At 68.8% G+C, this 788-nt stretch carries 1 protein-coding gene; it reads right to left on the bottom strand.

Annotated features, from left to right (window positions below):
* Window positions 1-631: toll/interleukin-1 receptor domain-containing protein (locus tag HLK59_RS50285; RefSeq protein WP_171148365.1), on the bottom strand; the 631-nt coding region annotated here is incomplete at its 3' end.
* Window positions 632-788: the final 157 nt, after the last annotated feature.

Consider the following 788-nt stretch of genomic DNA (forward strand, 5'->3'; position numbering starts at 1 on the left):
CGTACTCGGTCGCCAGCTGTGTCTTCCCGACCCCGCCCCGCCCGTGCAGAGCGTGGACCGCGACGCGTTGGTCGGCGGCGAGTGCCTTGCGCAGGTTGACCAGGAGAGTGTCGCGGCCGGTGAAGGAGGCGTTGCGGGCGGGCAGATTCCACACCTGAGGCAACGTGCCAGGCAGCCGGGGGCCACCAGCAGCGCTGTTTCGGGACCGCATGCCCGGCGGCGCAGGCGGCGGACTGCCCGGGCGGGTTGGGCCGTTCACTGCACGCAGCAGGGCCTCGCGGGCGGCCTGGTCGTCCAGGTCGAACAGAGCGGGGGCGAGCAGCGGACGCAGGATCGCCGGTGGGGTGACCTCGGTGATACGGACCGGGACGATCTTCTCCCGCATCGCCATCATCGCTGTCCACTCCGGAGTCGTGAACCGCTCCAGCTCGAAATAGGACGGGGAGAACAACGCCAGCATCCGGCCGTGCTCCAGCGCGGCATTCATCTTCAGGATGAAGTTCTCGCCCGCACCCCAGTCCCAGTAATCCAGCTCGACCTGGTGCCCGGCATCGAGCAGCTGCCAGCCGACCCACTCCGCCCACGCACGATCCGCCCCCGCATGACTGATAAACCAGACCTCGCCCGACACTGCGTCAGATGCCCCCGTACCTGCACCCATTACATCCCCCGCGCCCCGCCCCGTGCTGGACCACTCAGCGTATGACCGCCAGCACCTGGCTGGGGAGATGTTCACCCTCCCCAGCACACTCGGCTCATCCAACGCGGCGGATTGGTCGTGCCCGAGG

Origin of the sequence: Streptomyces sp. S3(2020) (genome assembly GCF_013044505.1) — a bacterium.
In the GTDB taxonomy this organism is placed as follows: domain Bacteria; phylum Actinomycetota; class Actinomycetes; order Streptomycetales; family Streptomycetaceae; genus Streptomyces.